The sequence below is a fragment of the Pantoea dispersa genome (assembly GCF_019890955.1).
GTDB lineage: Bacteria > Pseudomonadota > Gammaproteobacteria > Enterobacterales > Enterobacteriaceae > Pantoea > Pantoea dispersa.
This window is the reverse complement of sequence record NZ_CP082347.1, coordinates 322,163-348,470: the sequence shown is the minus strand read 5'-3', so window position 1 is coordinate 348,470 and position 26,308 is coordinate 322,163. Positions and strand designations below refer to the sequence as shown.

Below are 26,308 nucleotides of genomic sequence, written 5' to 3'. Positions count from 1 at the left end.
CAGTACTCCTTTGACTCAATCTGCAGTTTGCGGCTCAGACCATTCCGCCATTGGCGCGCAGGATCTGTCCGTTCATCCAGCTGCCCTGTGGTCCGGCGAGAAAAGAAACGACTCTGGCGATATCCTCAGGTGTGCCGAGACGCTCCAGCGGATTCATTTTGGACATGCGCGCGATCAGTTCATCGCTTTTCCCGTTGAGGAAGAGGTCGGTCGCAGTCGGACCGGGCGCGACGGCATTGACGGTGATGCTGCGTCCGCGCATCTCTTTGGACATGATGGTTGTCAGTGTTTCGACGGCCGCCTTGGTCGCGGCATAGACGCCATAATTCTCAAGCTTAAGCCCGACAACCGACGTGGAGAAGTTGATGATGCGCCCGCCAGAACGCAGGCGGTTTGCCGCTTCGCGCAGGGTATTAAACGTTCCCTTCAGATTGATGTCGATCTGCTTGCTAAAACTCTGATCGTCGGCGCTGGCCAGCGGAGACAGCATCATTACGCCGGCATTATTGACGAGCACATCAATACCACCAAACGCAGATTCGGCTAAATCGAACATGCATTTGACCTGGCTGGCTTCAGCAACGTCCGCCTGCGCGGTGATGGCTCTGCCACCGGCGGCTTTGATCTCCTCAACCACGGCGGCGGCAGCCTTTGCGTTGCCGGCATAGTTCACCACGAGGGCAAAGCCGTCCGCAGCAAGCTGCCTGGCAATGGCGGCACCAATTCCGCGGGATGCACCGGTTACGATTGCAACTTTCTCTGAAGCAGACATAGATATTCTCCCATTTTCGCGCGGTATCGCGCCTGAACAAGGAGAAATCTAGCACTGTATCTTTTCCGGATAATCAGTCACTATCTGGCATCAGAATCCGATAATAACGAACAATGCCATGGACAGAATTGATACGATGCGCGTTTTCACGCGTGTGGTAGCGCGCCGCAGTTTTACGAGGGCGGCGGAAGACCTCGGCCTGCCACGCTCGACCGTAACGGACGCGATTAAGCATCTTGAATCGCGCCTGGGCATTAAGCTGCTGGAACGCACCACGCGTCACGTCAGCCCGACGCTGGACGGTGAAGCCTATTACAAGCGCTGCGTTTCTATACTGGACGATATCGAGGATGCCGAGGGCGCGTTTGCCGGCGCCCGGCCGAAGGGATTGCTGCGTGTCGATGTTCATGGCACGCTGGCAAGACATTTTGTTCTGCCGCATCTTCCTTGTTTTCTCGAAGCTTATCCTGATATTGAAATCTATCTGAGCGAGGGTGACCGGCTGGTCGATCTGGTGCGTGAGGGAATTGATTGTGTCCTGCGTGTCGGAACGCCGCAGGACAGCGATATGATCGCACGGTGCGTCGCCACGCTGGAAGAGGTCACGGTCGCTTCGCCCGGTTACGTCTCCCGGTTCGGGCTTCCGTCGGATCCGAATGAACTGCATTCCGGCCACAGGATGATCGGATTTCGCACCACGGGCAGCAGCGGCATACTCCCTCTGGCATTCAGGGTGGACGGCAAGCGCATCACCACGACGATCAAAACTTCAATTACCGTCAATGCGGCTGATACCTTTGTATCCGTGGCGCGCATGGGACTCGGCATCATCCAGGTGCCGCGTTATCACGTGGAAGATGATTTGAAGACGGGAGCCCTCGTCGAATTGCTCAAAGCCTTTCCACCTGAACCGTCTCCCGTATCTGTCCTGTATCCGCGCAACCGACAGCTATCACCCAGAGTCAGGGTCTTCATCGAATGGCTAAAAGATCTCTTCCTGCAGCACAACGTGGATAGTAATGCCGGCAAGTAATCTGTGTGAAAATCGAAAACGGTGCAGAGACGGCTGGCGCCGTCACAGATTACACAGATATTGATAGAGCTCCGCGTCCCGCTGATCCGGCGTAAAGCGCGGGCAGCTGTGGCACTGCTGGCTCAGCGTGCGGTAGTGCTGCAGTAAACCAAGTTCACGCAGCATGCGCAGCCAGCCCATCGGGCCATAACACTGCTGCTCATAAATTTTGTCGCGGATGCTTTTCACGTCCACGCGCAGCAGCGTGGCGTTAAGGTCACTGTAATCCGGGTGCTTTTTGGTGCCGCCGACCTGTTTGAACAGGAAATTGCGCTCGTAAAACGCAGCAACCTTCTCTTTGACCTGAATAAAGATGTCATCCACCTGTTCAATGAAAATGGTGTAGATCATGATTTTCAGGTACAGCATAAACACGATGTTTTCACTGTCTGCCTGATAGCGTACCGACAGCGTGCCAAGCTCTACCACTTTGCGCTTTTCCAGCTGCAGGGCGGCCATCTCTTCACGAAAAAGTTTGCTGCACGGCAGACGGTTATTGTGATTGGCGATGACGCTTAGCGTGCCGAGGATATCCTGGCCTTTGCGGGCGAGAAACAGCGTGCTTTCCGGATTCAGCAGCCCTTCGTTATAGAGAAAAATTGAGCGTTTTTCCTTAACGATTCCACTGCGCCGGTACTGTTCGTTGGTCACCTCCATCCCTTTAAGGAAGTCAATCAATCCGCTTGCCGGTGTAATGCTAATACGCTGATCGATACCATTAAGTATCCTGCACATTCTGTGGGTTCTTTTTGTCAGTACGCCATCAGAGATAGCGCTGCTAATCACTGATTTCCTTGTTAAATGCACTGTAATCCTCAACCAGTCCACATTAAAGTTCGCTAATATAATAAATATAATTTAATGATTGAATAAATTTTTGCTGCAAATTTAGATCGTTTGAAAAGCGTGGCGGCAGGGGATAAGGTGCGTTGAAGAGGAGAAAGTAAGGGCGGTAACAACCGGAACGAAAGCAGGGGTAATGATTAGCATGATTTAATATTTGTAGCGGGACGAGCAGCGTGGCGCTTGCTGATTTCAACGCCTCGTCGCAACAAAGGATTTTAACTGGTCAATAAACGCTCTCAGCGAGGCCGACATATGGGGATTGTTAACGTAATAGAGATGAAGCCCTGAAAATACTGCAGACCACTCGCTCAGCACCTGCCTGAGTTCGCCGCGTTCAATCCAGGGTTGGGCGAACTGATCGCTGATATAGGCCAGCCCGGTTCCTTTTAACGCCGCGTCGAGCACAAAATCCGTTTCGTTGGCGGTGACAATGCTTTCAACATTCACGCTGTGCGCGCCTGCCGGCCCATGAAATTCCCAACGTTGCAGCACACCGGTATCGGCCCAGCGATAGGTCAGGCATTGATGCTGGCGCAAATCCTGCGGATGTTGTGGCTCGGGATGGCGTGAAAAGTAGTCCGGGGAACCGACCACAATCATCCGCATGTCGGGCGTCAGCCGCACGGCAATCATATCCTGCTGCACGAGTTGTCCCGATCTGATGCCGGCATCGAATCCCTTGCCGACAATGTCTGTGAGGCTGTCATCAATAACCACATCAAGAGAGACATGCGGATAGTTCTCCCTGAATAACGGCAGCATGGGCGCAATCAACATGCGGGCAGCAATACGCGGCAGATTGATGCGAACCCGTCCACGCGGCTCGTCCTGACAGGCACCGACGTCCCTGACGGCCGAGGCGATCTCCGCCATCGCCGGCATCAGACGATTGAGCAGGGCCTGTCCTGCTTCTGTCGGCGCCACGCTGCGGGTGGTCCGGTTGAGTAACCGGCTACCCAAACGCTCCTCGAGCGCGCGGATGGTATGACTCAGCGCGGAGGGCGACACACCCAGGCGCTGCGCCGCCCGTCTGAAACTGCGTTCCTCCGCGACACACACAAATGCCCGGAGTTCGCTATATTCGCTGCCTTTCATTATTGCTTCCCGGCTCAACAAGCTGTGTCGATTATAGCGTATTGTTATTCATAATCAGAAGCCGGAGACTAACAACACCAATAAAATTAATGACCTGGAAGGGCTTTACGATGACAAAACACATGCGACGCTGGGAAACAGACGCCATCGGGCGCGATAACCTCGAACTGAGAACGGTCGCGATGCCGGTTCCGGGTCCGCAGCAGGTGCTGGTGAAAGTTGAAGCCGTCGCCCTGAATCACCGGGACAAGATGGTGATTGAGAATGGCCGGGGCCTGCCGCTTGCGTTTCCTTTTACACCGGGTTCCGATCTGGCCGGCGTCGTTGTTGGCCGGGGGGAAGGTGTCAGCCGCTTCAGCACCGGTGACCGGGTTATCTCAACGTTCACGCCCGACTGGATCGACGGTGTGCGTCCCGGCGATGCGCGCACGCCGGCCTATAAAACGCTGGGCGGTTATTATCCCGGCGTGCTGGCTGAATATGTGGTTATGCCGGAAGCGTGGCTGGTTACCGCCCCCGCGACGCTTAACCCGATTCAGGCTGCCACATTGCCCTGTGCCGGTCTCACCGCCTGGTTTGCGCTGGTCGAACGTGCCGGCGTGCAGGCTGGCGATATTGTACTGATTCCCAGTACCGGCGGGGTTGCCCTGTTTGGTTTGCAGATTGCCAAAGCGCATGGCGCGCAGGTGATTGTCTCCGGCAGAGCCAGCAACGCCGACCGGACGAAAGCGCTGGGTGCCGACCATTATGTGGATCGCCACCGTGAAGACTGGCTGGAGGAAATTTACCGCATCACCGCCAACCACGGCGCCGATCATATCCTTGAAGTCATCGGTGGCGATCATCTGGGGAAATCCGTGCAGCTGGCGGCGGTCGGTGGGCACATCTGCCAGATCGGCGCGCTTGAGGGCTTTGACTTCAGCTCACCGGCAATGCCGCTGATGATGAAAGACGTGACCCTTCATGGTATCGGCACTGGTAGCCGTCGCGCACTCACACGCCTGATCCGTGCCGTTGATCGGACCGGCATAAAGCCGGTGATCGACTCGGTGTACGCGTTTTCTGACCTGCCATCAGCGCTGGACCATCTGGACCGGGGGCCTTTCGGTAAGGTGGTCATCACGATGAGCAGCGAGTGAGACGCGCGCTGATCGCTGGCGATTTATGCAGCATTCACCCGTCGTTCAGCGGCCATCGCCACGCCTGACATCTTTACCGCCTTTAATCCTGAAAATCCCGTCGCTGATTATGTGCTTAACTTAGCGTTGAGACAGCAACAGGGTGAAACATGACGTTTAAAAGGAAAAATGAAGCGGCAATCATTTCAGGTTCCTCGCTGCTGCGCAGTATTTTGCTGTCCGGCGGATTGCTGATATGCGCGATTGTTGCGCTCACCCTGTGGACGCTGCGCGAAGACTGGCACGGCGCGGTGCGCCAGACGGAAGAGATGGCGGTCAATCTTTCCCTGTCACAGTCACGTCAGGCGGAAGATACCGTGCTCCAGACCGAACTGGCCCTGCGTGAAGTGCAGCGCGACCTGCAGGCGCAGCCGCTGGAAAAGCTCAACGCCGCCAACCTGAGCCAGATTATGCGCGATCTGCAAAGCCGTCTGCCGCAGCTGCATGGGCTGTTTTACTATGATGAGCAGGGACGCTGGATCGCCACCTCCACGCGCAGCGTGCCGGTGGGCACCAACAACTCTGACCGTGAATATTTCCGCTATCACCGCAACAACAGCCGTGACAGTTTGCACATCGGCCCGGTGATTCGCAGCCGCAGCACTGGCGATCTGGTTATTCCGGTTTCCCTGCGCGTCAGCGATGCCGCGCGTGATTTCAAAGGCATCCTGTTAGCCACCATTAAAGTGGATTATTTCCGCCGTTTTTACAGTTACTACGAACTGGGGCCGCGCGACGTGCTGGTACTGATGCTGGCAGACAGCACGGTGCTTTATGCCCGTCCGATGCCCGACAGCTATATCGGCAAGAGTCTCTCCGCCAGCCATCTGTTCCAGCGGATGCTGGTGAAAGCCGATCGCGGCAGCGGCGAGTGGAACGCAGCGCTGGATGGCCAGGTGCGCATCTTCGGCTTCGCCAGCTCAGAACGCTATCCGCTGGTCGTCGCGGCCGGTTACGACAAGCGCAATCTGTATCTGCGCTGGGTGAAAGGAAGACTTCAGGATATTTCCCTGAACGTGGCGCTGCTGGTCGCGATTATCCTGCTGGGACTGTTTGTCATTCGTCAGGCTCGGCATAGCCAGCATTATCAGGAAGCGCTGCTCAAACTAAAAAACGACCTCGCCGATGCCAATCACCATCTGGATCAGCTGGCGTTTTTTGATGGGCTGACCGGTCTGGCTAACCGCAGACAGTTTGACCGCTTTTTGCAGAATGCTCTGCATAATCTGCGGGAAAAATCAGAACCGGTGTCGCTGATTTTGATGGATATTGACTACTTCAAACACTACAACGATCGCTACGGGCACGTCGCAGGCGATCACTGTTTACGCCAGGTGGCCGACGCGCTTAAACGCCTTAAGCTACGGCAGAGCGACATGGTCGCGCGCTATGGCGGCGAGGAGTTTGCCATCATCCTCGCCGGTGCCGATCAGCATGCGGCGCTGAATATTGCGCGTCAGGCAGTACAGGCGATTGCTGACCTGCATCTGCCTCACGCCGCTTCCGCACTGCCCGACGCGCAGGTGACGCTCAGCGCGGGCTGTGCGACCACCTGGCATGACGATCAGGCCGGCAACCTGATCGAGCATGCTGACGCGGCGCTCTACCAGGCCAAGCATAGCGGACGCAATCAGGCGCAGGCCTGGCGGGCAGTGAGTGATTAACGGTTAAAACCAGGAATGAAGCGTGAAACATCGACTTCCATAAACTGCGAGCGCTGGAAGTTGTGTTTCAGGTCATACGGCACCGTACAGTCAAAAATGGTTTTACAGGTAATGCCATGCGCGCGAATCGAGTTGCTGAAGGCCGGATCCTGTGACGGATCGAGCGGGTGACAGCGCACGCCCGGAATAAAGATGGTATCTGCATCGCCCTGATAACGCGTGGTCATCGCCCAAATCACGTCATTTAAGTCGAACACATCAACATCTTCATCAACCAGGAACACGTGCTTCAGCTCTGAAAAGGCCGAGAAAGCCAGCAGGGCAGCCTGACGCTGGCGTCCCTCATCCTGTGGGCCGCGCTTATTGATTTGCAGCACCGCAACATATTTCCCGGTGCCTGGCGAAGGGCAATGCACATTCTTCACCAGACCGGGTAACGCACGCTCAACCATATCGAGAATGCTGGCTTCGGTCGGGATACCGGCCAGATTGGTGTGCTCGTCGCTCGGTCCGATGCAGGTTTGCAGGATGGGATTTTTGCGGTGCGTCACGGCTTTGACTTTAATCACCGGCACTGCCGCCTGCGCTTCACCGGTATAACCCGGGAATTCCGGCATCGCTTTACCGCTATGGGTATGCTGATCTTCCTGTACGCGATAATCCGGCACCAGTTCACCCTCAATCACGATCTCTGCATGGGCAATGGCGCGGGCATCAACGGCGACACCCTTAACCAGCTCAACCGCCCGACCGCGCAGACCACCGGCTATCGCCAGCTCATCAAAACCGAGCGGTGTGGTCGGCGGCTCGAAACAGGCACCAATTTCGATGGCCGGATCGACGCCAATACTGATGGTAATCGGCAACGCTTTGCCCGCCTGCTCAGCCTTGATGCGGAACTGATCAAGATGGCGGCCCGGCACAAAGTACATCGAGATCTCATCTTTGCCCTGCACGCACAAGCGGTGAATAGTGACGTCATGTTCGCCGGTTTCCGGATCGGCGGCATAACACATCCCCATGGTGAAATAGGGGCCGGCATCTTCAGGCGTATTGGTAGGCGCAGGCAGCAGGCGGCGGATATCAAAACCGTCATCCGTGGCGAGGTGCACCACTTCCTGACAAACCGCCTGCTGCTGGCTTATTTCCACCGGTGCTATGGCGTTATGTACCGATGAACGCAGCAGATGCGCCAGCTTTTCTTTCGGCACCCCTAACAGGCGCGCCACGCGCTGCCGTGAAGCCAGCAAGCCAATCAGTACGCGAAAGTTGTCGTAACCTTTGATGTGATTAAACACCATCGCCGGTCCGGTCTGTGTGGGACGCATCACGGTGCCGCCCGCGCCTACGTAACGATAGACACCGGACAGTTCCGCTTCGGGATTCACCGGTTCATCGGTCTCAATATACTCACCATCAAATTGTTTCAGCAGTTCGATGGCAGAGCGCAGATCGTAAACCTCACTGCTGTGCGAAGAGGGAGATGTGTTTGACATAGGCTGTTCCTTAGTTTGAGAGTGTCTGGTCATCACTGGCGGGATGCAAACCCTGCCAGCGCGTGGCGCCAGCAGTGTCGATGCCAAGCTGATCCAGCACGCGACCCACGATATGATTTTCCACATCGGCGATTGTGGCCGGATGGTTGTACCAGGCCGGCACAGGCGGAATCAGGCTGACGCCCATGCGTGACAGCGCCAGCATGTTTTCCAGATGAATGGTGTTGAGCGGGGTTTCGCGCGGTACCAGAATCAGTTTGCGCTGCTCTTTCAGGATGACATCCGCGGCGCGGCCAATCAGCCCTTCCGCATACCCGCTGCGGATACCGGCCAGCGTTTTCATGCTGCAGGGAATAATCACCATCCCGTCGGTGACAAATGAGCCCGAAGAGATAGTCGCGGCCTGGTCACCGGCCGGATGAAACACATCGGCCAGCTGTTTGATTTCATTGAGAGAACAGTTGGTTTCATGTTCCAGCGTCACTTTTCCCCAGCGTGACAAAATGAGATGCGTTTCGATGTGCGGAATGTCCGCCAGCTGCCGCAGTAATCGCAGCGCGAGTGGGGCACCGGTGGCACCGGTTACGCCGACAATGATGCGCATAAGGCCTCCTGTGAAAGGCAAAAATTTTCCGGCGCGTTCCTGCCGTCGCCGTCCTGCTGGCAAAGATAATGCGCTCGCTAATCAGGGTCTAATTGGTAATATGCTTTTATTAATAACGAACCCTTATCAGGTGTGGCATGGATTACCGAAAGCTGCGTTCTTTTCTGGCACTCGCCGATACGCTGCATTTCGCACGAGCGGCGGCGGCGGTTAACCTCACGCAACCGGCGTTGTCTCAGCATATTCAGGCTCTGGAGCAGCAGTGGGGCGTGAAGTTATTTGCGCGCGACAAGCGTAAGGTGAGTCTGACGTGCGAAGGCGCATTGCTGCTCGGGGAAGTCCAGCAGACGGTGCAACGTGTGGAGCATCTGCAGAACACGATTAAGCAGGTGGCCGCCGGGCGACGCGGCATGTTACGCATAGGCTATGTGGGCACGTCCATGCTGGAGCCGGCGCTGGTCAAAATTATCCGTGCCTTCAGACGTGATTTTCCCCAGATCGCGCTGCAACCCGTGGAGTACAGCGTCAACCAACAGCTAAGCCTGCTGGAGAGCGGCGATTTGGATATCGGCATCCTGCGCGGGCCGCTGCCGGAACGTCGTCAGATTAGCTGGCAAATTCTGCATCAAACCTCGCTGTGTGCGGTGCTGGCAGACGACCATCCGCTGGCGCAGCAGGCCTGCATCTCGCTGGCTGATTTAGCGGCGGAGCCGCTGATTTTGCAGGAAGATCCGGAAGGCATCGGGCTGGGTGGCGCGGTGCTTAATCTCTATGCCGCCGCCAGGCAGATTCCAGCCAGCGTGCTCCGCGCGCGCGATGTGGCCACCGCCGTTGACCTCGCCGCGCTGGGCCTGGGCGTGACCTTCATCCCCCACGCCCCGGAGAGATTTTTGCGGCAGGATGTGGCACTGCTGCCGCTGGCGCAGCAGGATGTCACGACGGCACTCTACCTGTGCTGGAAAACCGGCGCTGCTAACCCGGAGATCCGGCGCTTTGCCGGGTATGCGCAGTCACACTATGGTGATGAACCCGCTGCGTAATCAGGCGGGCATTCCAGCCTCAGCGGCGTTATGGGGATCAATATGGCGAATTGCTATGCCATATCGGCTAAATTGTGATTCACTGACGTATCTATTGTCAGATTATGCGTGAGAAGCGCAGTCATGAAGCCAACACTGAATCAGCTAATGAGTTTTTGTACCGTGGCAGAAGTGGGGAATATAGGCCGGGCAGCAGACAAGTTGAATATTTCGCAGCCACCGCTAAGCAGACAAATAGCGCAGCTCGAACGTGATGTGGGTGCGAAACTGTTTACCCGTAATGCCAAAGGCATGAAACTCACCTTTGCCGGCGAGCAATTTTTAAAAGATGCTTACGCCGTATTAAGAATGATGCAGCAGGCGTGTAATAATGTGCAGGCTGTTTCAGAAGGGCAAATGGGATTGATTAAGCTGGGCGCAACCATGTACGCATCGTACAGTGTGGTGCCGCAACTGGTCATGAAACACAGAATGAATTATCCCGGTATTGATCTGCAATTCCAGGAAATGATCCCGACCGGGTTAAACGCTGCGCTGGAGGATGGACGGCTGGACGTTGCGATCAGCTTTTCGGAAGTCACCAGCTCCGCAATTAACTCACTGGTGTTATTGCGTGAACCGTTAATTGTCGCGCTTCCTGCGGATCATCCCCAGGCCAGTGTTGAAAATTTCACCCTGGAAACGCTGGCCAATGACCCGTTTATCATTGTGCCTCGCCCTATGTCGCCGCTGCTTTATGACAGAATTTTTAATCAATGTCTGAAAGCCGGTTTTAGTCCACATATTGGCGTTGAGGTTTCCGTCCAGCAAACCATCGTTAATTTCGTCACTCATGGATTAGGGGTGGCCATCATTCCGGCAAGTATGGCGACAGCGCAGATAAGAGGCATTAATTATCGGAAAATTGCGGACGCAAATACCATCGAAAATATCCTGATGTGGTCTTCTGATAATAAAAATCCAGCGCTGGAACACTTTGTTAACCAATGCCGTGCCTTCGCAGAGGAGTTAAGCACGGCATCGGATACCCGCATCAGTTCTTAGCAATCACGATTTCGATCAGGCTGGGTTTACCGCTGGCGATAGCCTCCTCGACAGCCGCAGCGATCTGTGAAGCCACCTCAATCTTACGCGTTTTCAGCCCCAGCGCGGTGCCAAGTGCCTGATAATCAATCACAGGATCTACCAAATCCATGGCGATAAAGCGATTGGTTTGCGCCGAGGTATAATCTTCTTTAGACCGCATAAAGTTCTTAAGAACATTATATTCAGTATTGTTCATCACAATAAAGGTTACCGGCAATTGCTCATGGGCGGCGGTCCACAGCGACTGAGGCGAATACATTGCCGCACCATCCCCAACAAAACAGACAACAGGGGCTTTGCCCAGTCCGATGGAATACCCCACTGCAGCGGGCATGCCCCAGCCCAGACCGCCACCGCGCATAAAAGCATATTGATCTGCTCTGTTACTCGACAGCGATCTACGCAGCGATTGTGAGGTCGCAATGGCCTCGTCAACAATGGTTATATCCGGACCAATAGCGCGCGCGGCCTCAAATGCGGCGATCAATGGCGTGATCTTCGTGGCCGACTGCTGCTCTTGTACCGACTGTAATAAGTTCTCTTTAGTTTGTTCGAACTGTGCTGCCGCAGCCGCGAAACGACGCTGATAATCCGGGCGATTATGCGCGGTAGCCTCTTTCAGCTCAGGTAGCAGCACCGCCAGTGATAATTTAATATCGCCGAGAGTTGAGAGCTCGCTACGATAAGTTCGTCCCAAATCGCCGGCATCAGCTGAGAGCTGGAACACTTTACAATGCTCCGGCACGGCACGCCCCTCGGTGTAGAGGATGGTGATGAGCGATTTACCGCCGAGCGCAAAGATTGCATCGTATTGATCAAGCGCTTTGGCAATGTCCGTCGCCTGAGTAGAGAGATTGCCTCGCCACATAGGATGCGCGGTGGGATAAGGAATCCGATTCGGCCAGGTTGAGCCATAAACGTCAGCGGCCAGCAACTCAGCCAGTGCGACAACTTCCGCCGCCGCGCCGCTTTGATGAATCTCATCGCCGGCAATAATCGCGACCTTGCCGGGAGTAAAGGCGGCTAATTTTTTGGCTAACAGCGGCAGTGAACCTGCGACCGCTTTACGATCAACGTTAGACGGCGCGCCGATGTCAACGGCGCTCATGGCTTCCATCACATCCATCGGTAAAGAGAGGAAAACCGGGCCTTTGGGCGCAGCATCCGCATCATGAAAAGCACGGCGAACCAGGATTGGTAACTGGTCAACGCTGGTGACTTCCTTCGACCATTTGGAAAAAATCTTACCCATACTCACTAAATCCCCCAACAGCAGGGGATCGGTGATGCTGTGGCGTAAATCCTGCTGGCCAGCCGTCACCACTAATGGCGTTTGCGAGCAAACCGCATTATGCAGATTGCCCATGCCGTGTCCCAGACCACCGGCCGTGTGCAGATTGAGAAAACCGGGCTTACCGGCAGCCTGCGCGTAACCATCGGCCATCGCAACCGCACTGGCTTCCTGCAAGGCAAGCACATAGTTGATGTTGGGATTTCGGAGCAGGGCGTCCATGAACGGTAATTCAGTCGTACCTGGGTTACCGAACACATACTCAACGCCTTCGCTCTCTAACACTTCCAGCAGGACATCACCACCGCGGCGTACCGGGATGTCGTTTAATTTTGCAATCGGTTTATTCATCGTTGTTCACCTCTGACTATCGGTTAATAATCCGCCAGTTTCCGGGCTGAATTTATCTTAGAAGCAGGGTGAGCGTTGATTCCAATACTAAGATTGGCCTGTTTGATACCCTAAAAGGTATGACTATGAGGCAAAGCCGCGTGATTAAAGGTGCCCATTCATCAGATCCACCATCGCCCCGGCATGCGCATCAACGTGGCGAATGTAGCGCATCACCGTTTCCGGCTTCTTCCAGGTGCCTTCCTGCATGATCTGCGCGGTGCTGTACTTATTGCTGGCCATGTCGATGGCGGCACCGACCCGGGTGCTATGTCCCGACCAGCCGCGATAGCGATTCTTATTGGGTTGCAAGCCGGTGCCCGGTCCCACTTAACGCCACGCACGGACGAAAATATCCTCCAGCGCGCGGGTCGAGAGCGGTTTATCGCAGACAATCTGCGCCTGGTTGGCGCGGTGCACCGGGCCAAAAATGAACGCGTCGGGTTCAGCGATCAGCCCGGATGCCACCAGCCATTCGGTCAGACGTTGTGATGAGAGATCCCCGAGTGCCTTAATCAGTCCCCCGGTCATCACAATGGTTTTGGTCCAGGCGACATCAAGAATGATACGGCCATCGGCCGAACGCGAAATGTCACGCACCCGCAGGCGGCTCAATTCACTAATGCGTAATAGCGTGGCGTAAGCTACATGCAAAAATGCCAGATCGCGCTGTTTCTGCAGGCGATCAGAGCCCGCCCAGCGCTGATCCAGCTTAAGTAAATCCCGAATGCGAAAGGGGATGGCCTGGCCGGCACGTTCACCGGCTATCACCGCGCTGCGATTGATTTTTTTCACCGCGCGGAACACCAGCGGCGAAACATTGGGCGGCACCAGACCGGCGTTACGGTGTAACATGGAAATTAATGCCGCATGAGTCGCGATGGTAGAAGAGGCGCGTCCCGATGCCTGAAGCCACAGCAGGTAATCACGCAGATCGGCAGGATCCATCGGAAAAAATTGCCGGCCATGTTCCGTCGCCCAGCGGCTGCCGATCCGCATAACGCTCAGCAACTGTCGCCACGTGTTATCAGAAAATGCCTCTTTATCACTGACAAATTCTCTCAGGCGTTCAGCAATATCCTCATCAGCACTATGCATCAGGGCCGGGCTGGCGGTAATCCCGGGCAGGGTATCCGTTTTACTCATTAATTTATGACGTCGCTACGTGAATTCTGTGCATGTTGCAGGGTCATCACCCGCCAGATTTAACGTAGCGGTGCCGGTTTTTTATGCACGGCGTGGCGCAGACACACTGCATCATGTTAACCAAAGGTGATGATCCTGCGGATCCTGACTTCATATAATGCCAATTATATGAAGTCAGCTATTCTAACCGCTGAAAATCTGGATGGACAGCGCTAAAGGGGATGAAAAACGGCGATGGTGAAGTTTTTTCACCTGACAAACGCCCCGTCAGCTGTCAGGCTAAGGATGGGCAGTGTGATAGCGCAGATTAGCGCCTGATTTTGCAGGTTTTTTGCCCAACCTTTGCTTACTTACCCTCAGCGCGAGCCTGGTGCAGGCAACATGAAGTTAGCTCATCTTGCTTTGAAATTTAATCACTTTTCCTCACGCAGGGACTCTGGCATAACTAAGGTCATGTTAAATATTTTCGACAATATGACCACTGCTGAATTTGCAATCCTGTAACGATTTTGGAACTCCGGCAAAGGAGAGAACCGCGTCAGGTTGCAAGCAGAAATCAGGATGCCCGCTCGCGATGAAAAATGATTTTACCTTTAGTATAAAAAGCACGCGCTTCGATGAGAATTACAATCCTTCCAAAGATACGCGCATTACCACCAATTTTGCCAACCTGGCGCGCGGCAGCAATCGTGAAGAGAATCTGCGCAACGCGCTGATCATGATGAATAACCGTTTCAATTCGCTGGCGAACTGGGACAACCCGAAAGGCGATCGCTATGCGATTGAACTGGATATCATTTCTGTGGAAATGAATCTGGGTGCAGGCGGCGAGGGCAAAAGCTTTCCGGCGATTGAGATCCTGAAGACCAACATCGTTGATAAAAAAACCAGCGAGCGCATTGAAGGCATCACCGGCAACAATTTCTCTTCGTATGTGCGTGATTATGATTTCAGCGTTCTGCTGTCCGAGCATAATAAAGGCCGTTCCGGTTTCAGTATTCCGGATGACTTCGGCGTGCTGCACGGCAATATTTTCCGCCATTTTGTCAACTCAGAGACGTATAAAGCCAACTTCCGCAAAGCGCCGGTCATTTGCCTCAGCGTCTCCAGCAAAAATATCTACCGTCGTACCGGTAACCAGCATCCGGTGCTGGGCATTGAGTATCAGCAAAATGAATCTTCATTGACCGATCTCTATTTTGCAAAAATGGGACTCAGGGCGCGCTATTTCATGCCGGCCAACAGCGTGGCGCCGTTCGCCTTCTACTTCGCCGGTGATTTGCTCAGTGATTACAGTAACCTGGAGCTGATCAGCACCATCAGTACCATGGAAACCTTCCAGAAGATTTACCGCCCGGAGATTTACAATGCGAACTCACCGGCGGGCATTGAATATCAGCCAGACCTTTATCATCAGGATCACTCGCTGACCAAAATTGTTTACGATCGCGAAGAGCGTACCCGCCTGGCGATTGAGCAGGGTAAATTTACCGAAGAGCAGTTTATTAAGCCTTACCACAGCATTCTGAAACAGTGGTCTGATCATTTCGCTCTTTGATTAACGAATAAATAAGGTTATTGATTAATGAAAACATTATTACCGACGTCAACGGCTGGCAGCTTACCGAAACCTTCCTGGCTGGCGCAGCCAGAGACATTATGGTCGCCGTGGAAATTGCAGGGCGATGAGCTGATTCAGGGCAAACAGGACGCACTGCGTTTATGTCTGGACGACCAGCAGCAGGCCGGTATTGATATCGTCAGCGACGGCGAGCAAACGCGCCAGCACTTCGTCACCACCTTTATCGAACACCTTAACGGCGTTGACTTTGAGAATCGTAAAACGGTGCGCATCCGTAATCGTTATGATGCCAGCGTACCCGGCGTGGTGGGCGAAGTGAGCCGGCAGAAACCGGTCTTTGTCGATGATGCCAAATACCTGCGTCAGCTGACGCAGCGTCCAATCAAATGGGCGCTGCCTGGCCCGATGACCATGATCGACACGCTGTATGACGATCACTATAAAAGCCGTGAGAAGCTGGCCTGGGAATTCGCTAAAATTCTCAACCAGGAAGCGCGCGAATTAGAAGCCGCGGGCGTTGATATTATTCAGTTTGACGAACCCGCCTTTAACGTCTTTTTCGACGAGGTGAATGACTGGGGCATTGCCGCCTTAGAACGCGCCATCGAAGGGCTTAAATGTGAGACCGCGGTGCATATTTGCTACGGCTACGGCATCAAAGCCAACACCGACTGGAAGAAAACGCTGGGTACCGAGTGGCGCCAGTATGAGGAGATCTTCCCTAAACTGCAGAGTTCCGGCATTGATATCGTTTCGCTGGAGTGTCAGAACTCACGCGTTCCGATGGATTTGATTGAACTGATTCGTGGTAAAAAAGTCATGGTTGGCGCGATTGATGTCGCCACCAACACCATCGAAACACCGGAAGAAGTGGCGGCCACGCTGCGTAAAGCGCTGCAGTTTGTAGATGCCGATAAACTCTATCCAAGCACCAACTGTGGCATGACGCCGCTGTCGCGTCATGTGGCTTACGGTAAGCTGCAGGCATTAAGTGCCGGCGCAGAGATTGTGCGGAAAGAACTGCAGGGCTAACGCGTAACGCCTTATTTGTCTCTGACTCAGTCCGCAGGGTTTAAATACCCTATGGACTGAGCGTTTATCATTAACATCCTAGCCGTGCCGCCTCTAAGGCCGCCAGTATGTCGCCGATGGCAATACCATCCTGAAGAATCAGGTGGGCGATCACGCACTGCCGGAATAATACAGCGCAGTCAGCAAACAGAGTGGGGCCACAGCGCTCCACTTTTTTTATGCCTGCAATAAAAACGGCGGCCATTGGCCGCCAAAACCTCAACAGGTGGTTGCCGTTGAGGAAGCAGTGGCACTGATGAATCTTTACCCTTTTACACCGCCCGCCGTCAGCCCGCTCACCAGCCAGCGCTGCGCCAGTAAAAACACCAGCGTGATGGGAATGGCGGACAGCACAGCCGCCGCGGCGAAATCGCCCCACAGATAGTTCTGCGGATTAAGATACTGCTGCATCCCGACCGCGAGGGTATAGCTGTTGACGTCGCGCAGCAGCAGCGAGGCGACCGGTACTTCGGTGACCGCAGCGATAAACGCCAGGATAAACACTACCGCGAGGATTGGCACCGAAAGTGGCAGCAACACCAGACGAAACGCCTGCCACGGCGTGGCACCATCCAGCGCCGCCGCTTCCTCCAGCGAACCATCGATGGTTTCGAAATAGCCCTTAATGGTCCAGACGTGCAGCGCGATGCCGCCCAGATAGGCGAAAATCACGCCGCCGTGGGTATTGAGGCCGAGAAACGGCAGATATTGCCCCAGCCGGTCAAACAGCGCATAGAGCGCCACCAGCGATAGTACCGCCGGGAACATCTGAAAAATCAGCATGCCCTTAAGCAAACTGGCGCGACCGGCGAAGCGCATGCGGGCAAACGCGTAGGCGCAGGTGGTCGAGAGCGCCACAATCCCCAGTGCGCTGATGGCGGCGATCTTCACCGAATTCCACAGCCACAGCAGCACCGGGAAGGGCGGTGGCGTCACGCGACCATCGGCATGAGTAACGCTGAATCCAAGCGCCAGCCGCCAGTGTTCCCAGGAAATCTGTTCCGGGATCAGACTGCCGGTGGCGAAATTGCCGCTGCGCAGCGAGATGGCAATCACCATCAGCAGCGGGAACAGGATTGCCGCGATAAACAGCAGCAGCAGCAGATGCGTCAGCAGCAGACGCAGCTTCTGCGATTTCGGTTGTACCATGGCCATAACGCCTCCTTAATCAAACTTCATGCGTAGCGCTTTCAGGTTAATCACCGCCAGCGCACCGACCAGCAGGAAGATCAGCGTGGCGATGGCTGCCGCCAGGCCGAAGTCCTGACCACCGCCGCCCTCAAAGGCGATGCGCCAGGTGTAGTTGACCAGCAGATCGGTGTAGCCCGCCGGCGTAGTGGTGCCGAGTCGATCGGGGCCACCATTGGTCAGCAGCTGCACCAGCACGAAGTTATTAAAGTTAAAAGCAAAGCTGGCGATCATCAGCGGCAGTAGCGGTTTCAGCAGCAGCGGCAGCGTAATCAAAAAGAAATTCTGCAGCGGCCCGGCGCCATCCATCGCGGACGCTTCATACAGATCGTCCGGGATCGCCTTGAGCAAGCCCATGCACAGGATCATCATGTAGGGATAACCCAGCCAGGTATTGACGATCACCAGCATGGCGCGCGCCAGTGTCGGATCGCTGAACCACGCTGGCTTGAAGCCAAAGAGCGCATTGAGCATGACGTTGATTTCGCCAAAACTCTGGTTAAACAGCCCCTTGAAAATCAGTATCGAAATGAATGCCGGTACCGCGTAGGGAAGAATCAGCATCACGCGATAGATGGCCTTGCCCCGCAGCGCTTCCCACTGCACCAGACACGCCAGCACCATGCCCACCGCGACCGTCAGCAGCACGGTCAACAGCGAAAACAGCAGCGTCCAGCCAAATATCGCCAGGAACGGTTTCTGAATGCCTTCGTCGGTGAACACGCGGGCAAAGTTTTTCCAGCCCGCGCCAACGGTAAAGCCGGGGCTGAGCTGTTCGCTGGCCCAGCTGCCATCGGCGTTGATCTGCTGATAGAACCCCGTGTCCCGGTTGGCCTGATAGCGGGCGCCGTTTTGCTGATTTCTCAGCTGTCCCGGTGCGTCCAGCACATACAGCGGCCGCGTGCCGGAAAACTGGCGCAGCGAACTCATCACCAGCTCGCGACCGTCCGGCAGTCGGGCAGTTAACTGACTCAGCGCCTGACGGTTTTGGGTAATGATTTTTAAGCTGGCGCGCGCGGTGGCGGGCAGCGCGGCTGGCGTGAGGCTGAGCTGCTGTTCACCACCCAGCGTAAATGGCGGGGACAGGAAGCTGCTTTCGCCTGCGCTGAGCGCCAGCTGCCAGCGATCGCCCTGCGGATAGAGCGCGAAGTTCATCGCGTCCCCGGCCTGATACTGGCGACTCAGCAGCACCTGCTGCGCGCGCGCCTCACTGAGCTGGTTGGTGCTGCTGTAGTTGGTGAAGGCAATGGCGACGGTACAGGCCAGAGGAAACAGCACGAACAGCGCCATGCCGGCCAGTCCCGGATACACATAGCGCCAGGCATAGGCGCGCCGGTTGGTGTAAATCCACAGGCCTGCCGCGCTGACTACCAGCGTGACCAGCGCAAACAGGTATTCACCCTGAGCATACATCAGCACCAGAAGGTAGCCGACCAGCAGACAGCCGATCCCGACCAGCAGGCTGCGCAGCACCAGGCTGTGCCGTCTCTTTTGCGGTATTCCTGACATGATACGGTGTTCCTTAACAGCCAGTGGCGAGCCGACAGCCGTCGGCTCCGTAACAGCATTACTTATTGAGACGCGCCTGCGCATCCTTCAGCGCCGCATCGACGTTTTGACGACCACTCAGCGCATTCAGCGTCGCGGTGCGCATCGCATACCAGAAGGCCGCCATCTGCGGGATGTTAGGCATGATGTCGCCATTACGCGCATTGCTCATGGTGGCGGCGATGCGCGCGTCTTTCTCCAGCGTTTGCTGGAATGACTTCAGGGTGACCGCGCCCAGCGGCTTGTCCTTGTTAAACGCGTTGAGACCGGCGTCAGTCAGCAGGTAATTTTCCAGAAACTCTTTGGCCAGCTCTTTATTAGGACTGGCCGCGTTGATGCCCGCGCTCAGTACGCCGACAAAGGTTTTGGTCGGCTTGCCGTTCAGCGTCGGTAACAGCGTAACGCCGTAGTTGATGCCGCTTTTATCGATATTGCTCCACGCCCACGGACCGTTGATGGTCATCGCGGTTTGTCCTTTATTGAAGGCCGCTTCGGCAATCGAATAGTCAGTATCGGCATTAAGGATTTTGGCTTTCACCTGATCGACGAGGAACTGCATGCCTGCTTTCGCGCCGGCGTTGTCGACGCCGGTATCTTTCACGTCATAGCCGCTATCGGTCTTTTTGAAAGCATAGGCGCCACCGGCGGCCAGCAGCGGCCAGGTGAAATAGGGTTCCTGCAGGTTAAACATGATGGCGCTCTTGCCTTTGGCGCGCAGCTGCTTATCCAGCGCCGCCATCTCTTCCCAGCTTTTCGGTGGGGTGGGCAGCAGATCTTTGTTGTAAATCAGCGACAGCGACTCCACAGAAACCGGATAGCCAATCAGCTTGCCGTTGAAGCGCACTGCATCCCAGGTAAACGGAAACAGTTTTTGCTGGAAGTTTTGATCCGGTGTGACTTCGGCCAGCAGTCCTGACTGGGCATAGCCGCCAAAGCGATCGTGCGCCCAGAAGATGATGTCCGGCCCATCCCCGGTCGCGGCGACCTGCGGGTATTTCTCTTCCATTTTGTCAGGATGTTCAACCGTCACGCTGATACCGGTGTCCTGCTCGAATTTTTTGCCTACCTCGGCGAGGCCGTTGTAGCCCTTATCACCGTTGATCCAGATGACCAGTTTACCTTCTTCAATTTTGGCCACGGCCGAAGCCGAAAACAGTACGGCCGTAAGGGCGGAAAGGGCCAGAACGCGTGCGCCGGTTTTCATTGTCATAACTCCATCCTGTTAGCGGAAGCGGAAATCATTAGTGGCATCATTTTGCGGCGTTATGCCATTTCTTCATCCTCCTGGGCTCTACGCCCAACGGCACTAAGCCGTGATCGCGGTTGCAAAACAGCGCCTTAATACGCGCTGGCGCACACTATTGACGCGTCAGCTCTGCGTGACAGCTCACAAAATTGCCGAGAACGTCGCGCCGGCGCGGCTGGCGTGCGCGTACTCCTCCTCCCGCCTCATCCCCCAGTAAAAACCCACACGGTGGAGGATGTTGCGCCGTCTGCGCCTGCCCATAGTGGTCGCCGGAGTCTGCCTGCGGTGCTGCAGGCAAGCATGAGCCTGCGAAGAGGAAAGCATCATGGCGAGCGTTGCGTTACACCATGTCACCAAGGCCTGGGGCGATACCGAGGTATCAAAAGACATCAATCTGGAGATCGGCGAAGGGGAATTTGTGGTGTTCGTCGGTCCATCCGGCTGCGGCAAATCAACGCTGCTGCGCATGATCGCCGGCCTGGAAACCATCACCCGCGGCGATCTGCTGATTGGCGGTCAGCGTATGAACGATGTTCCGCCCGCTGAGCGCGGTATCGGCATGGTGTTTCAGTCTTACGCCCTTTATCCGCACCTTTCGGTGGCCGAAAACATGTCGTTTGGCCTGAAGCTGGCCGGCGTAAAGCGTGCTGAAATCCAGCAGCGCGTCAATCAGGTGGCGGAGGTGTTACAGCTGGCGCACCTGCTGGAACGGCGACCCAAAGCGCTGTCAGGCGGACAGCGGCAGCGCGTGGCCATCGGGCGCACGCTGGTGGCCGAACCGCGTGTGTTTCTGCTCGACGAGCCATTGTCCAATCTTGATGCCGCGCTGCGCGTACAGATGCGCATTGAAATCTCACGCCTGCATAAACGCCTGAAGCGCACCATGATTTACGTTACGCACGATCAAATCGAAGCGATGACGCTGGCCGACAAGATCGTGGTGCTGGACGCCGGTCGCATCGCCCAGGTCGGCAAGCCGCTCGAACTCTATCACTATCCCGCTAACCGCTTCGTTGCCGGTTTTATCGGCTCGCCGCGCATGAATTTTCTGCCCGTCAAAGTGACCGCCACCGCCATCGATCAGGTGCAGGTGCGCTTGCCCAACGATCAGCGGGTCTGGCTGCCGGTGGAGAGCGCCGGCGTCCAGGTCGGCAGCAACATGTCGCTGGGTATTCGTCCGGAACATCTGCTCTCCAGCGACATCGCCGATGTCACGCTGGAGGGCGAAGTGCAGGTGGTTGAGCAGCTCGGCCACGAGACGCAAATCCATATCCAGATCCCCGCCATTCGTCAGAACCTGGTGTATCGCCAGGAGGACGTGGTGCTGGTAGAAGAGGGCGCCCTGATGGGTATTGGCCTGCCGCCGGAGCGTTGTCACCTGTTCCGCGAGGACGGGAGCGCCTGCCGCAGGCTGCATCAGGAACCCGGTGTTTAGCCCTGCAAAACAATAAAAGCAATGACCTCAGGAGATAGAAAATGTTAACTCTGCGCAAACTTCCCGTCGCGATTGCCATCGCAGCGGGTACGCTCTCCGCTCAAGCCATGGCGGTCGATTTTACGGGTTACGCCCGTTCGGGTATCGGCTGGACCGGCAGCGGCGGCGAGCAACAGTGCTTTCAGGCTACCGGCGCGCAAAGCAAATACCGTCTGGGCAACGAATGTGAAACCTATGCTGAATTGAAACTGGGCCAGGAAGTGTGGAAAGAGGGCGATAAAAGTTTCTATTTCGATACCAACGTCGCCTATTCCGTTTCCCAGCAGAATGACTGGGAAGCGACCTCACCGGCCTTCCGTGAAGCCAACGTTAAAGGTAAAAACCTGATCGATGCGCTGCCGGGTTCCACCATCTGGGCCGGTAAACGCTTTTATCAGCGTCATGATGTTCACATGATCGACTTCTACTACTGGGATATCTCCGGTCCGGGCGCCGGTCTGGAAGATGTCGATCTCGGGTTTGGTAAGCTCTCGTTCGCCGCGACACGCTCTTCCGAAGCGGGCGGCTCTTACACCTTCTCCAGTGACCAGATCCGTGATTACGCCACCAGTACCGCCAATGACGTTTTTGATGTGCGTCTCGCCGGCCTGGAAACTAACCCCAATGGCGTGCTGGAACTGGGTGTCGACTATGGCCGCGCCAACGCGCGTGACGGCTATCGCTTAGACGACGGCGCGTCGAAAGATGGCTGGATGTTCACCGCGGAACACACGCAGAGCATGCTGAAAGGCTACAACAAGTTTGTGTTGCAGTACGCCACTGATGCGCTGACCTCGCAGGGCAAAGGCCTGCCGCAGGGCAGCAACATCAATAACAACGGTAATATGTACCGCATCCTGGATCACGGTGCGATCTCGCTGGCCGATCGCTGGGATCTGATGTACGTGGCGATGTACCAGAACGTCGATCTGGATAACAACCGCGGAACCGAGTGGTACACCGTCGGCGTACGTCCTATGTACAAATGGACGCCCATCATGAGCACCCTGCTGGAAGTAGGCTATGACAACGTCAAGTCACAGCAGGTCAGCGAACGCAACGGTCAGTACAAAATCACCCTGGCGCAGCAGTGGCAGGCTGGCGACAGCATCTGGTCACGTCCGGCGCTGCGCCTGTTCGCCACCTACGCCAAATGGGATGAGAAGTGGGGCTACAGCAAAGACGCCTCCGGCGATATCACTTCGCTGGCCGCGGCGGACAGCAGCGGCAACGGTCTGTTCACCAACAGCCGTGGCGACAACGATGAGTGGACCTTCGGCGCACAGATGGAAATCTGGTGGTAAGGCGCTGCGCAGGTTAAGCAAACATCCGCCGTGCGGCAGACGCACGGCGTTTTCGGACAGCGGCAGCCATTGCCTGGCCCACGTCGCTGCCTGACAGCTTGTTGGGATATCACAATGAAAAAACATCTTATCGCCTTCTGCCTGAGCAGCGCGCTGCTGACCGGCGTCATTATGCCAGTTCAGGCCGACATCAATCTGGTACCGCAGGATCTTTCCGCGGCACCCGCCATTCCCACCGCCCGGCTGCAGCAGCTCAGCTGGCAGCCGGTGGATGCAACGCGTGCACAAACCACCACGCTGACGCAAAGCGCAACGCCGCTGGATGTACGTGGCTTAACAGGGGCCATCGCGGCTTACAGCCTGCCTGCCAATCAGGGCGAGCTGACGGTTACGCTAAGCAGCGAGGTGGTACACAATCAGGTCTTTGCGCCCAATGTGCTGGTACTGGATGAAAACCTGCAGCCGGCCGCGTGGTTTCCGAGTCGCTTCTTTAGCTATCAGCAGCCCGGCGTGATGAGCGCCGATCGGCTGGAAGGGGTGATGAAGCTGACGCCGGTGCCGGGCCAGCAGAAGATCTATTTGCTGGTGTTCACCACCGACAAGGATTTAACCCAGACCACGACGCTGCTGGATCCGGCCAAAGCTTATGCCAAAGGCACCGGCCATGCGGTACCGGATATTCCCGATCCGGTGGCGCGTCACAGTCGCGACGGCAAAATCAAACTGAAAGTGGCAACCAGCTCCGGCTCGTCGATTCTGGTTGGCCCGTTGTTTGGCTCAGCCGCGCCTGCCGCTGTCACCGTTGGCAGCACCCGGCCGGCCATGGCCGCCACGACGGCGCGCGCGCCAGCGCCTGAACCGGCACCGCTGGTAAATGAGACGGAAAGCTATTTCAATCAGAGCATTCGTCAGGCGGTGCAACAGGGCAATATCGATAAAGCGCTGAAGCTGCTGGATGAAGCGGAGCGTCTGGGATCGACATCGGCGCGGCAAACCTTTATCAGCAGTGTTAAAGGCAAGGGGTGAAACTGCCCCGACAGTGCTGAGTTGCCCCACCTGGTGCGCTTAGGCGCACCTTTTTTATGGCACTCCGACCTGCACGCAGCAGGCCGGTTTCGTGCTACTTACGCTGACGCTGACGCTGACGCTGACGCTGACGTGATTGTACCGCCGTCAGCAATGCATCGATTCTGTCATCCTCCGCCATCGCTTCCAGCGTTACGCTAAGCTTACGTCGCCAGTTGGGATACTGATCGACGGTGCCCGGCACGTTGACCGGCAGTGCCATATCCAGCCACTCTTCCGGCTGCAAACCGAGCAGCGCACACTGGCTGCGGGCCAGATAGCGATGGATCGCCTGACTAAGCTGATGACTCATGCGCACGCTGGCCCGCCGGAAGCGGCGGCGCGGCGGCAGATCACCGCTGCGCAACAGCGTACGCAGCAACGCCTGTTTAGCCAGGCGCCGATCGCGATACAGGCCAGCGAGAATCGCCCGATCGGGGTACAGCCCCAGCGCACTGCCCAGCCGCAAATCGTCACTTTGCCACCAGCCGCGCAGCGTCGGCATATCATGGGTGGTGGTAACGGCCATCGCCTGACGCGGCCACGTCGCTGGCGCGCGGAAGTGGCGCTGCGATTCCTGCTCAAAGTAGAGCACTTTGTAGGAGTACACACCGGCGTCGCGCAGTTTATCAACGATGGCTTCCGGCACGGTGCCCAGATCCTCGCCAATCACCATGCAACGATGGCGCTGGCTCTCCAGTGCCAGAATCGCCAGCAAATCATCCACCGGATAGTGCACATAGGCACCGTGCGCCGCGCTTTCGTCCTTCGGTATCCACCATAAACGCAGCAGCGCCATCACATGGTCAATGCGCAGCGCGCCGCAGTCGCGCATGCTGGCGCGCAGCAGGTCGATCCACGGTTCATAGCCGCGCGCGGCCATCACCTGCGGGTCCATCGGCGGCAATCCCCAGTTCTGACCGAGCGGACCGAGGATATCCGGTGGCGCGCCAACACTGGCGTCCAGGCAGTAAAGCTGCCGATCGCGCCAGGTTTCCGCGCCATCCGCCGCCACGCCCACCGCCAGGTCGCGATACAGCCCGATCGCCATCTGCTGCTGCTGACACAGCTGCCAGCAGGCGGCGAATTGCTCTGCCGCCAGCCACTGCAGCCACATGTAGAAACGCACCTCGTCGCTGTGCTCAATGCGAAACGCCAGCACTGTTGCACTGTGGGCCTGCTGCCATTCGGCCGGCCAGTGTTGCCAGCCATAGCCCGTGCCATCCTGGGCGCTGCGCGCCGCGTGCAGCGCATCAAACAGTCCCTGATGCAGCAGGCTGTCGCCCCCGGCACGCACAAACTCCGCAAACGCCTGCGCCTGTCCATCATCTGCCGTGCGCCGGCGAAACTGCTGCCAGGCAAGCCGCAGTCCCTGCAACTTAAGCCGGGTGACGGCAGTGTAATCCACCCACGCGGCATCACGCGTTGCCCGAATCGCCTGCTGCGTCTCCTCAGCTTGCCACCAGGCCTGCGCCGCGTCGCTGAGGCCAAAATCTGCCACAGCGCCCACGTCGATATAGAGGATGTTGAGCCAGCGCCGGGAAGAGGGACTGTAAGGGCTGGCGCTCTCCGGTGCGGCAGGAAACAGCGCGTGCAGCGGATTGAGCCCGACAAACGCGCCGCCGCGCCGCGCGGTTTCAGCGATCATTTGCCGCAGATCGCCGAAATCCCCGATGCCCCAGTTAGCCGCAGAGCGCAGCGTATAAAGCTGAATACAGCTGCCCCACAGCGATTCGCCCGCCAGCAGTTCCGCAGGTTCGTAGCAGCGGCGGGGTGCCACTATAATCGGGCAACGGTGACACTGTAACTCCTGGGTCAATGTCAGATGGTGATAACCGGCGGGCAACGCGGGCAACACCAACGCTTCACCCGGCTGGCAGCGCCCGGACCAGTTTTCGCCGCTTTCGCTCGTCAACTGCCATTCCGCGTCGGCGCTGAGCACCGGTGCCAGACTCAGTGGCTGTCCGACATAAAAAATCACCACCGGCGGCAGCGGTGCGGAGCCGTTCGCAGGGGCCTGCATCAGCGCAGCGAGACGCTGATGGGTAAGAGCAGAAATCTGCTGCGGTTTTCCGTGCGCATCAATATATTCCGCAGCAATAAGCGCGTCAGCACGGCGATCAAGAGCATCTTTGGGTTTCATGGCGTTC

At 56.6% G+C, this 26,308-nt stretch carries 20 protein-coding genes and 1 pseudogene; 10 read left to right on the top strand and 11 right to left on the bottom strand.

Annotated elements, in window-relative coordinates; all coding sequences use genetic code 11:
- Positions 1-34: 34 nt before the first annotated feature.
- On the bottom strand, positions 35-772 hold the full coding sequence (locus K7H94_RS20275; protein WP_222952072.1) for an SDR family oxidoreductase: 738 nt from the start codon (positions 770-772) through the stop codon (positions 35-37).
- A 118-nt stretch (positions 773-890) separates the two neighbouring features.
- Here K7H94_RS20275 and K7H94_RS20270 point away from each other — a divergent pair, with 118 nt between their 5' ends.
- Positions 891-1,805, top strand: a complete 915-nt coding sequence (locus K7H94_RS20270; protein WP_222952071.1) for a LysR family transcriptional regulator — start codon at positions 891-893, stop codon at positions 1,803-1,805.
- 42 nt (positions 1,806-1,847) lie between these two features.
- Here K7H94_RS20270 and K7H94_RS20265 read toward each other — a convergent pair whose 3' ends face one another.
- Positions 1,848-2,579 (bottom strand): N-acyl amino acid synthase FeeM domain-containing protein, encoded by a 732-nt coding sequence (locus tag K7H94_RS20265; RefSeq protein ID WP_125311799.1) that lies wholly within the window; start codon positions 2,577-2,579, stop codon positions 1,848-1,850.
- Positions 2,580-2,879: 300 nt separating this feature from the next.
- Positions 2,880-3,785, bottom strand: a complete 906-nt coding sequence (locus K7H94_RS20260) for a LysR family transcriptional regulator (protein ID WP_222952376.1) — start codon at positions 3,783-3,785, stop codon at positions 2,880-2,882.
- Positions 3,786-3,895: 110 nt separating this feature from the next.
- On the opposite strand from K7H94_RS20260, the gene K7H94_RS20255 reads away from it, so the two are divergent.
- Positions 3,896-4,924, top strand: coding sequence for a zinc-dependent alcohol dehydrogenase family protein (locus K7H94_RS20255; protein ID WP_222952375.1), 1,029 nt, complete (start codon positions 3,896-3,898; stop codon positions 4,922-4,924).
- 149 nt (positions 4,925-5,073) lie between these two features.
- Positions 5,074-6,627: a GGDEF domain-containing protein gene (locus K7H94_RS20250; RefSeq protein WP_222952374.1), complete on the top strand. Its 1,554-nt coding sequence runs from the start codon at positions 5,074-5,076 to the stop codon at positions 6,625-6,627.
- Here the strand turns inward: K7H94_RS20250 and K7H94_RS20245 are convergent.
- Both K7H94_RS20245 and K7H94_RS20240 read right to left on the bottom strand, forming a co-directional pair.
- On the bottom strand, positions 6,624-8,123 hold the full coding sequence (locus K7H94_RS20245; RefSeq protein ID WP_021509403.1) for a UbiD family decarboxylase: 1,500 nt from the start codon (positions 8,121-8,123) through the stop codon (positions 6,624-6,626). The two genes, K7H94_RS20250 and K7H94_RS20245, sit on opposite strands and share 4 nt — an antisense overlap.
- 10 nt (positions 8,124-8,133) lie before the next feature.
- Positions 8,134-8,727: a UbiX family flavin prenyltransferase gene (locus tag K7H94_RS20240; protein WP_222952373.1), complete on the bottom strand. Its 594-nt coding sequence runs from the start codon at positions 8,725-8,727 to the stop codon at positions 8,134-8,136.
- Positions 8,728-8,864: 137 nt separating this feature from the next.
- Here K7H94_RS20240 and K7H94_RS20235 point away from each other — a divergent pair, with 137 nt between their 5' ends.
- Both K7H94_RS20235 and K7H94_RS20230 read left to right on the top strand, forming a co-directional pair.
- Entirely contained in the window at positions 8,865-9,767 is a 903-nt protein-coding gene (locus K7H94_RS20235) for a LysR family transcriptional regulator (protein WP_222952372.1), read from the top strand.
- A gap of 123 nt (positions 9,768-9,890) precedes the next feature.
- On the top strand, positions 9,891-10,811 hold the full coding sequence (locus tag K7H94_RS20230; protein WP_222952371.1) for a LysR family transcriptional regulator: 921 nt from the start codon (positions 9,891-9,893) through the stop codon (positions 10,809-10,811).
- Here the strand turns inward: K7H94_RS20230 and K7H94_RS20225 are convergent.
- Both K7H94_RS20225 and K7H94_RS20220 read right to left on the bottom strand, forming a co-directional pair.
- Positions 10,801-12,495 (bottom strand): thiamine pyrophosphate-binding protein, encoded by a 1,695-nt coding sequence (locus tag K7H94_RS20225; protein ID WP_222952370.1) that lies wholly within the window; start codon positions 12,493-12,495, stop codon positions 10,801-10,803. The two genes, K7H94_RS20230 and K7H94_RS20225, sit on opposite strands and share 11 nt — an antisense overlap.
- 144 nt (positions 12,496-12,639) lie before the next feature.
- Positions 12,640-13,632, bottom strand: a pseudogene (locus tag K7H94_RS20220) (tyrosine-type recombinase/integrase).
- 622 nt (positions 13,633-14,254) lie between these two features.
- On the opposite strand from K7H94_RS20220, the gene K7H94_RS20215 reads away from it, so the two are divergent.
- Together K7H94_RS20215 and K7H94_RS20210 are read left to right on the top strand one after the other, a co-directional pair.
- Positions 14,255-15,238 (top strand): DUF1852 domain-containing protein, encoded by a 984-nt coding sequence (locus tag K7H94_RS20215; RefSeq protein ID WP_058776344.1) that lies wholly within the window; start codon positions 14,255-14,257, stop codon positions 15,236-15,238.
- Between the two features lie 27 nt (positions 15,239-15,265).
- A complete protein-coding gene (locus tag K7H94_RS20210; RefSeq protein ID WP_021509410.1) occupies positions 15,266-16,294 on the top strand; it encodes a methionine synthase in 1,029 nt (342 codons plus the stop codon).
- A 303-nt stretch (positions 16,295-16,597) separates the two neighbouring features.
- Here the strand turns inward: K7H94_RS20210 and malG are convergent, their stop codons facing one another.
- From malG to malE, 3 genes are read right to left on the bottom strand one after another with little or no spacing between them, the layout of a single operon-like run.
- Positions 16,598-17,488 (bottom strand): maltose ABC transporter permease MalG, encoded by an 891-nt coding sequence (gene malG / locus K7H94_RS20205; RefSeq protein WP_058759158.1) that lies wholly within the window; start codon positions 17,486-17,488, stop codon positions 16,598-16,600.
- A 9-nt stretch (positions 17,489-17,497) separates the two neighbouring features.
- Positions 17,498-19,030 carry a maltose ABC transporter permease MalF gene (gene malF, locus K7H94_RS20200; protein ID WP_222952369.1) on the bottom strand — a complete coding sequence of 511 codons (1,533 nt, stop codon included), beginning with the start codon at positions 19,028-19,030 and terminating at the stop codon, positions 17,498-17,500.
- A gap of 58 nt (positions 19,031-19,088) precedes the next feature.
- Positions 19,089-20,279, bottom strand: coding sequence for a maltose/maltodextrin ABC transporter substrate-binding protein MalE (gene malE, locus K7H94_RS20195; RefSeq protein ID WP_222952368.1), 1,191 nt, complete (start codon positions 20,277-20,279; stop codon positions 19,089-19,091).
- A gap of 361 nt (positions 20,280-20,640) precedes the next feature.
- On the opposite strand from malE, the gene malK reads away from it, so the two are divergent.
- From malK to malM, 3 genes are all read left to right on the top strand, one after another.
- On the top strand, positions 20,641-21,750 hold the full coding sequence (gene malK / locus K7H94_RS20190) for a maltose/maltodextrin ABC transporter ATP-binding protein MalK (protein WP_058759161.1): 1,110 nt from the start codon (positions 20,641-20,643) through the stop codon (positions 21,748-21,750).
- Between the two features lie 41 nt (positions 21,751-21,791).
- Complete coding sequence (locus K7H94_RS20185) at positions 21,792-23,093, top strand: maltoporin (RefSeq protein ID WP_058759162.1); 1,302 nt, start codon at positions 21,792-21,794, stop codon at positions 23,091-23,093.
- Between the two features lie 114 nt (positions 23,094-23,207).
- Positions 23,208-24,119: a maltose operon protein MalM gene (gene malM / locus K7H94_RS20180; protein ID WP_058759163.1), complete on the top strand. Its 912-nt coding sequence runs from the start codon at positions 23,208-23,210 to the stop codon at positions 24,117-24,119.
- A gap of 94 nt (positions 24,120-24,213) precedes the next feature.
- Here the strand turns inward: malM and malQ are convergent, their stop codons facing one another.
- Positions 24,214-26,301, bottom strand: coding sequence for a 4-alpha-glucanotransferase (malQ, locus tag K7H94_RS20175; RefSeq protein WP_222952367.1), 2,088 nt, complete (start codon positions 26,299-26,301; stop codon positions 24,214-24,216).
- Between the last annotated feature and the right edge of the window lie 7 nt (positions 26,302-26,308).

What these genes read in the sequence shown, in the direction of transcription:
- K7H94_RS20275 (WP_222952072.1), bottom strand. Translation starts at nt 772, where the DNA reads ATGTCTGCTTCAGAGAAAGTTGCAATCGTAACCGGTGCATCCCGCGGA.
- K7H94_RS20270 (WP_222952071.1), top strand. Translation starts at nt 891, where the DNA reads ATGGACAGAATTGATACGATGCGCGTTTTCACGCGTGTGGTAGCGCGC.
- K7H94_RS20265 (WP_125311799.1), bottom strand. Translation starts at nt 2,579, where the DNA reads ATGTGCAGGATACTTAATGGTATCGATCAGCGTATTAGCATTACACCG.
- K7H94_RS20260 (WP_222952376.1), bottom strand. Translation starts at nt 3,785, where the DNA reads ATGAAAGGCAGCGAATATAGCGAACTCCGGGCATTTGTGTGTGTCGCG.
- K7H94_RS20255 (WP_222952375.1), top strand. Translation starts at nt 3,896, where the DNA reads ATGACAAAACACATGCGACGCTGGGAAACAGACGCCATCGGGCGCGAT.
- K7H94_RS20250 (WP_222952374.1), top strand. Translation starts at nt 5,074, where the DNA reads ATGACGTTTAAAAGGAAAAATGAAGCGGCAATCATTTCAGGTTCCTCG.
- K7H94_RS20245 (WP_021509403.1), bottom strand. Translation starts at nt 8,123, where the DNA reads ATGTCAAACACATCTCCCTCTTCGCACAGCAGTGAGGTTTACGATCTG.
- K7H94_RS20240 (WP_222952373.1), bottom strand. Translation starts at nt 8,727, where the DNA reads ATGCGCATCATTGTCGGCGTAACCGGTGCCACCGGTGCCCCACTCGCG.
- K7H94_RS20235 (WP_222952372.1), top strand. Translation starts at nt 8,865, where the DNA reads ATGGATTACCGAAAGCTGCGTTCTTTTCTGGCACTCGCCGATACGCTG.
- K7H94_RS20230 (WP_222952371.1), top strand. Translation starts at nt 9,891, where the DNA reads ATGAAGCCAACACTGAATCAGCTAATGAGTTTTTGTACCGTGGCAGAA.
- K7H94_RS20225 (WP_222952370.1), bottom strand. Translation starts at nt 12,495, where the DNA reads ATGAATAAACCGATTGCAAAATTAAACGACATCCCGGTACGCCGCGGT.
- K7H94_RS20215 (WP_058776344.1), top strand. Translation starts at nt 14,255, where the DNA reads ATGAAAAATGATTTTACCTTTAGTATAAAAAGCACGCGCTTCGATGAG.
- K7H94_RS20210 (WP_021509410.1), top strand. Translation starts at nt 15,266, where the DNA reads ATGAAAACATTATTACCGACGTCAACGGCTGGCAGCTTACCGAAACCT.
- malG (WP_058759158.1), bottom strand. Translation starts at nt 17,488, where the DNA reads ATGGCCATGGTACAACCGAAATCGCAGAAGCTGCGTCTGCTGCTGACG.
- malF (WP_222952369.1), bottom strand. Translation starts at nt 19,030, where the DNA reads ATGTCAGGAATACCGCAAAAGAGACGGCACAGCCTGGTGCTGCGCAGC.
- malE (WP_222952368.1), bottom strand. Translation starts at nt 20,279, where the DNA reads ATGACAATGAAAACCGGCGCACGCGTTCTGGCCCTTTCCGCCCTTACG.
- malK (WP_058759161.1), top strand. Translation starts at nt 20,641, where the DNA reads ATGGCGAGCGTTGCGTTACACCATGTCACCAAGGCCTGGGGCGATACC.
- K7H94_RS20185 (WP_058759162.1), top strand. Translation starts at nt 21,792, where the DNA reads ATGTTAACTCTGCGCAAACTTCCCGTCGCGATTGCCATCGCAGCGGGT.
- malM (WP_058759163.1), top strand. Translation starts at nt 23,208, where the DNA reads ATGAAAAAACATCTTATCGCCTTCTGCCTGAGCAGCGCGCTGCTGACC.
- malQ (WP_222952367.1), bottom strand. Translation starts at nt 26,301, where the DNA reads ATGAAACCCAAAGATGCTCTTGATCGCCGTGCTGACGCGCTTATTGCT.